This window comes from Flavobacterium sp. (assembly GCF_043720215.1).
Lineage (GTDB): Bacteria > Bacteroidota > Bacteroidia > Flavobacteriales > Flavobacteriaceae > Flavobacterium.
Genome location: NZ_JAYSSZ010000024.1, coordinates 1 through 5801 on the forward strand (window position 1 = coordinate 1; position 5801 = coordinate 5801).

Annotated in this window: 8 protein-coding genes; 3 read left to right on the forward strand and 5 right to left on the reverse strand. The window is 31.9% G+C overall.

What is annotated here, in order from left to right; all coding sequences use genetic code 11:
- Positions 1 to 138: 138 nt before the first annotated feature.
- From ACHZC3_RS01005 to idi, 5 genes are all read right to left on the reverse strand, one after another.
- On the reverse strand, positions 139 to 405 hold the full coding sequence (locus ACHZC3_RS01005) for a hypothetical protein (RefSeq protein ID WP_394758013.1): 267 nt from the start codon (positions 403 to 405) through the stop codon (positions 139 to 141).
- Positions 406 to 489: 84 nt separating this feature from the next.
- Positions 490 to 1458 (reverse strand): type I phosphomannose isomerase catalytic subunit, encoded by a 969-nt coding sequence (locus ACHZC3_RS01010; RefSeq protein ID WP_394758014.1) that lies wholly within the window; start codon positions 1456 to 1458, stop codon positions 490 to 492.
- A gap of 37 nt (positions 1459 to 1495) precedes the next feature.
- Positions 1496 to 1954 carry a peroxiredoxin gene (locus ACHZC3_RS01015; protein ID WP_394758015.1) on the reverse strand — a complete coding sequence of 153 codons (459 nt, stop codon included), beginning with the start codon at positions 1952 to 1954 and terminating at the stop codon, positions 1496 to 1498.
- Positions 1954 to 2364, reverse strand: coding sequence for a 6-pyruvoyl trahydropterin synthase family protein (locus tag ACHZC3_RS01020; RefSeq protein ID WP_394758016.1), 411 nt, complete (start codon positions 2362 to 2364; stop codon positions 1954 to 1956). Before ACHZC3_RS01020 ends, ACHZC3_RS01015 begins: the two co-directional genes overlap by 1 nt.
- Positions 2361 to 2888: an isopentenyl-diphosphate Delta-isomerase gene (idi, locus tag ACHZC3_RS01025; protein WP_394758017.1), complete on the reverse strand. Its 528-nt coding sequence runs from the start codon at positions 2886 to 2888 to the stop codon at positions 2361 to 2363. Before idi ends, ACHZC3_RS01020 begins: the two co-directional genes overlap by 4 nt.
- Positions 2889 to 3058: 170 nt before the next feature.
- On the opposite strand from idi, the gene ACHZC3_RS01030 reads away from it, so the two are divergent.
- The 3 genes from ACHZC3_RS01030 to ACHZC3_RS01040 form a co-directional block, all read left to right on the forward strand.
- Complete coding sequence (locus tag ACHZC3_RS01030; RefSeq protein ID WP_394758018.1) at positions 3059 to 3631, forward strand: L-threonylcarbamoyladenylate synthase; 573 nt, start codon at positions 3059 to 3061, stop codon at positions 3629 to 3631.
- Positions 3632 to 3664: 33 nt separating this feature from the next.
- Entirely contained in the window at positions 3665 to 5080 is a 1416-nt protein-coding gene (locus ACHZC3_RS01035) for a CCA tRNA nucleotidyltransferase (RefSeq protein ID WP_394758019.1), read from the forward strand.
- A gap of 23 nt (positions 5081 to 5103) precedes the next feature.
- Positions 5104 to 5801 (forward strand): heme A synthase (locus ACHZC3_RS01040; RefSeq protein ID WP_394758020.1); only part of this gene is annotated, 698 nt, incomplete at its 3' end.

Consider the following 5801-nt stretch of genomic DNA (forward strand, 5'->3'; position numbering starts at 1 on the left):
TCGAACCCACGACCTGCTGATTACAAATCAGCTGCTCTAGCCAACTGAGCTACGCTGGCGACTTTAATTCTGCTGCAAATATAATTTTGAAAATCTAATTACCAAAATAAATTGATACTTTTTTTCAATTTATTTTTACTACAATGCGTTGATTTTTTCAACCATTTGATTTGCAACTTGTTCCAATTCTAAATTAATTTGTTTGAAATGCGCTTTTTTGTTTTCAACGTTTTTTGCGTTTACTTTAGTGATTAAACCATCAAAAGCAGCAATAGCCTGGTCAATTAAACCATTTGTAGCATCTGTAGGTTTTCCTGAAGTCGTCATTTCGTATAAGTAAACTGCTTCAATAATATCACCTAATACATAGTTGATGTCTTTTTTTAAATTCTTAACGTTTGCCATTTTATTTTATTTTTTGAAATTTTATTATTTCTGTTGAATGTTATAATTCGGGTGCAAAAGTACACATAATCTTTATAATATAGACTATGAAATGTAAATTTCTAAAATAGATGCTTTTCCTACCAAATTATAATTTGTAATTGCTGCTGGAAGTAATATGGTTTCTCCTTTTTTGAATGTTTGTTTTTCTTTATTATAAACCAAATCAAATTCTCCTTCAATACACATAAATACTTTAAATCTACTAGAGTTTTCTTTAAAAGTAAATTCTCCATCGAGCGGTATATAATTAGTTGTAAAATAAGAGCAATTTACAGCTTCATTTGAAGTGTTAATTATTTTGCTGTAATTTTTCTTAGCTACGACTTTATTATAATTTATTGCTTCTAAAGCTAAGTCGTTGTGCAGTTCTCTTGTATTACCTTCTGAGTTTTTCCTATCAAAATCGTAAATACGATACGTAATATCCGATGTTTGCTGAATCTCAGCGATTACAATTCCTGCTCCAATGGCGTGAATTGTTCCTGTTTCTAGAAAAAATATGTCTCCCTTTTTTACTGGAATTTCCTCTAAAATTGTAGTTAATGTTTTGTTTTCTAAATGTTCTAAATATTGTTCTGGTGATGATTTTTCTTTGAATCCTACTATTATTCTGGCTTTATCATCAGCTTGCATAACGTACCACATTTCAGTTTTTCCGAAGGAATTGTGTCGCTTTTTTGCTAATTCGTCGTTGGGGTGTACTTGTATTGATAAGTCTTCACGAGCATCTAAAAACTTAAACAATAAAGGGAATTGTTTGCCAAATTGCTTGTAAATTTTTGTCCCTAATATTTCTTCTGGGTGTTTTTCGAGTAATTCGTTTAGTGTTATTCCTTGTAGAAAACCATTTTTTACTACACTTACATTATCTGAAACTGTAGATATTTCCCAGCTTTCACCCGTCGTTTGTGAGTTGATTTTTTTTTCGAGTATTGATTGTAACTTGGTTCCTCCCCAAATTCTATCTTTTAGAATGGGTTCGAAAACAAGCGGATACCAATTTGTACTCATAGTTGTATAGTATTATGCAAAAATGCGAAAATTTATTCTATTTTAAATTTTGGATTGCTTCGAGTGATTTGGGTATGTGCTGACTGGCGTCCATACTGTTGTAAACCATTTGCACGATGCCTTTCAGATCTACTACATAAGTAACTCTTCCCGGAATTAACCCTAACATAATACTGGGCACTCCAAAAAGTTTTCGGATAATTTTGTCTTTGTCTGACAATAAAATATAGGGTAATTTGTGATTTTCTGCAAATTTTTTGTGTGATTTCTGGCTGTCACCACTTATTCCTATAACTTCAGCTCCTGCATTTTTTATATCTTGATATTCATCTCTAAACGAACAGGCTTGTTTTGTACAACCGGGTGTTTCATCTTTTGGATAAAAATAAATAACTAGTATTTTTTTATGCAATACGGATTCGATATAAAAATCGTTTCCGTCTTGGTCTTTTGCGCCAAATATTGGCATTTTATCTCCTACTTTTATTGGTTCCATTATTCTCCTTTATAGGTTACAAAATTACGTGGGGTTTCGTACAGTGTGATTTCTAAGTCCATTTCAGATGGAATTTTTTTTCGGATTTTATTCCAAATTACAACAACTATATTTTCGGCAGTTGGGTTTAATTCCTGAAATTCTGGAACATCAAGGTTTAGGTTTTTATGATCAAATTTCAATTCAACTTCTTCATAAATAATATCAACCAAATCTTTAATATCAATCAAATAACCAGTTTCGGGGTTTATTTGCCCTGTTACTGATACAATTAACTCATAATTATGTCCGTGAAAATTTGGATTGTTACATTTTCCGAAAACTTGGTCATTTTTTTCCATAGACCAATCTTTCCGGTATAAACGATGTGCGGCATTGAAATGTGCTTTTCTACTTACAGTTACTTTCATATTTTATGATCTTCTAGATAATGATAAAATTCGTCAAAAATAATCTTAAACCAAACCGTATAAATATCAGGATTTTGTTCCATATCTGATTTTACATCTTCAATAGTCATCCATTTCCAATTTTCTACTTCGTCATTATTTATAATCGGTTCATTGTTATAATAGCCTATCATAACGTGATCTAGTTCATGTTCAGTAAGCCCGTTATCAAATGGTGCTTTATATATGAACTTAAATAACTCTTTTAGCTCAGTTACAAACCCCATTTCTTCATACAAACGACGAGTTCCTGCCTTAATATTAGTTTCGCCTTCTCTTTGATGACTACAACAAGTATTTGTCCACAATAATGGTGAATGATATTTATGATGCGCTCGTTGCTGCAGCATAATTTCGTTGTTACTATTTAACACAAAAACTGAGAAAGCACGATGCAAAATTGCTTTTTCGTGTGCTTCAAGCTTAGGCATTAAACCTATTTGCTCGTCGTTCTCGTTTACTAAAATTACCTTTTCTTCTATCATACTTATTTATTGTTTGTAAAAATACAAAAAAAGAAATGGATTTGAAAAGAATGAAAATAGGTATTTCCTAATAATTCTCAGTTGATATTGAATATAACGGCTAATACATTAAAAAATAAGTGTTAAATTTGTAATCTAAATCTCAATCTATTTTTACAACTATATAAACAATGAATCCAGATATAAATACTGAAATACACAACGCATTTGAGGCTATAAAAGAAGGCGGAATTATACTTTATCCTACTGATACAGTTTGGGGAATTGGTTGCGATGCTACAAATGCTGAAGCCGTTGCTAAAATATATAAACTCAAACAAAGAGCCGAAACTCAGAGTATGATTTGCTTAATGAATGGTGAAAAAATGATGTATAATATTTTTAAAGACATTCCAGAAGTAGCTTGGCAAATCATAGATATATCTGAAAAACCAACCACTATAATTTTAGATAAACCTAGAAATGTAGCACCAAACCTTATTGCTCCAGACAACACACTTGGAATTCGAATTGTAAAAGAACCTTTTTGTTTTAAATTACTGGAGAGAATGAAAAAACCATTGGTTTCAACTTCTGCAAATATTTCTGGACAGCCTACTCCTATTGCGTTTAAAGATATTAGTCCTGAAATTGTAAAAGGCGTAGACTATGTTGTAAATTTGGATCGCGAAAAAATTGCTGGAAAACCATCTACCATTATAAAATTAACCAGTGATTCGCAGGTAAAAATTATTAGAAAATAGAAAAAATTTAATCGCAAATTTGCGGTCAAACTCATGAACTACAAAGCATCCTTAACAAATAAAATTTTTGAAATTATTTCAAAAGCTTCCAAAGAACTTAACATTGATAGTTATGTAATTGGTGGGTTTGTACGTGATCTAATTTTGAAAAGAGACTTCAAAAAAGACATTGATATTGTTGCCGTTGGAAGCGGAATTGAACTGGCATTAAAAGTTTCTCAATTACTTCCAAACAAGCCAAAAGTTCAAGTTTTTAAAACTTACGGAACTGCTATGCTTCGTTTTGAAGATACTGAAATAGAGTTTGTTGGCGCAAGAAAAGAATCGTACACTCATGATAGTAGAAAGCCTGTCGTAGAAAACGGAACACTTCAAGATGACCAAAATCGTCGTGATTTTACGATAAATGCTTTGGCTATTTCTTTGAATGTTACAAATTACGGAGAATTATTAGATCCATTTGACGGCTTGATTGATTTAGAAAACAAAATCATAATAACACCTTTAAGCCCTGACATTACGTATTCTGACGATCCTTTACGAATGCTTCGAGGTATTCGTTTTGCATCACAATTGGGTTTTACTATTGAAGAAAATTCTCTGAATTCAATTACTAAAAATGCAGAAAGAATCAAGATAATTTCGGGAGAAAGAATTGTCGATGAATTAAACAAAATCCTTATGACTGATAAACCTTCCGTCGGATTTTTATTATTATTTAAAACGGGGCTTTTAGATATCATTCTCCCTGAATTAACCGCTTTAAATCAAGTGGAAGAAATTGAAGGTCATACACACAAAAATAATTTTTATCACACGCTAGAAGTAGTAGATAATATTTGCCCAAACACTGATGATGTCTGGCTGCGCTGGTCAGCTTTATTACACGATATTGGAAAAGCACCAACGAAACGTTTCAACAAAAAACAAGGATGGACTTTTCATGGACATGAATTTCTAGGTGGGAAAATGGCCAAAAAAATCTTTGAACGTTTGAACATGCCTTTGAACCAAAAAATGAAATTTGTTCAAAAAATGGTTATGATGAGTTCTCGACCTATTGTTTTATCAGAAGATATCGTGACCGATTCGGCTGTACGTAGACTGGTCTTTGATGCAGGTGAAGATATCGAAAATTTGATGACTTTATGCGAGGCCGACATTACCACTAAAAATCCTAAAAAATTTAATAAATACCATAATAATTTTACCATTGTTCGGAAAAAAATAGTGGAAGTTGAAGAACGTGATCATGTTCGCAATTTTCAGCCACCAATAACTGGCGAACAAATTATGGAGATTTTTAATATAAAACCTGGAAAAGAAATTGGAATTTTGAAAGAAGCCGTAAAAGAAGCGATTCTTGAAGGCGAAATTGTAAATGAATATGAAGCTGCTTTCGAATTTGTTTTGAAAAGAGCAGAAAAATTAGGTTTGAAGAAAGGTTAAACACAAATTAGCACGAATTCGTTATGAACAAATATTTTTTAAAATCAGCAAAAACAGCAATAATCCTTGTATATTTAGTAATAATTGCTGGAGCTTTAGTAAGAATGACTGGATCCGGAATGGGTTGTCCTGATTGGCCAAAATGCTTCGGTTATTATATTCCGCCAACAGATATTAAGCAACTAACTTGGTCACCCAATCGTGAATTTGAGGAAGATCAAGTAATCATCAAAGACGAAAAATTACTTGTTGCTATTGATGATTTTACTACTGGAGCAACTTTCGACGAAAGTCATTGGAGAGAATATACAAAACACGATTATGCTATCTTCAATCCTAAACATACTTGGATTGAATACCTAAACAGACTTGCTGGAGCACTGGCAGGAATTGTCATTTTTGTTATGGCTATTTTGTCGTTTTGGTATTGGAAACAAAATAAAAAAACAACAATCCTTTCTTGGGTTTCTGTATTCCTTATGGGATTTCAAGGTTGGCTTGGAGCAAAAGTTGTTTATTCGGTTCTAAATCCTATAAAAATATCGCTTCACATGGTTGTAGCATTAATAATTGTTGGCTTACTTTTGTATATTATTAGAGTTGCTAGTGATAAAGTTTCTACTACAAAAGATGTGTTATTTAAAAAAGTAATTGTTGTAACATTAATTCTTACACTAATTCAAATTATTTTAGGAACACAAGTTAGACAATTTGTAGACGA

Excerpts from the sequence above, each read along its gene's own strand:
- ACHZC3_RS01030 (WP_394758018.1), top strand. The coding sequence starts at position 3,059 with ATGAATCCAGATATAAATACTGAAATACACAACGCATTTGAGGCTATA.
- ACHZC3_RS01015 (WP_394758015.1), bottom strand. The coding sequence starts at position 1,954 with ATGGAACCAATAAAAGTAGGAGATAAAATGCCAATATTTGGCGCAAAA.
- ACHZC3_RS01035 (WP_394758019.1), top strand. The coding sequence starts at position 3,665 with ATGAACTACAAAGCATCCTTAACAAATAAAATTTTTGAAATTATTTCA.
- ACHZC3_RS01020 (WP_394758016.1), bottom strand. The coding sequence starts at position 2,364 with ATGAAAGTAACTGTAAGTAGAAAAGCACATTTCAATGCCGCACATCGT.
- ACHZC3_RS01010 (WP_394758014.1), bottom strand. The coding sequence starts at position 1,458 with ATGAGTACAAATTGGTATCCGCTTGTTTTCGAACCCATTCTAAAAGAT.
- ACHZC3_RS01005 (WP_394758013.1), bottom strand. The coding sequence starts at position 405 with ATGGCAAACGTTAAGAATTTAAAAAAAGACATCAACTATGTATTAGGT.
- idi (WP_394758017.1), bottom strand. The coding sequence starts at position 2,888 with ATGATAGAAGAAAAGGTAATTTTAGTAAACGAGAACGACGAGCAAATA.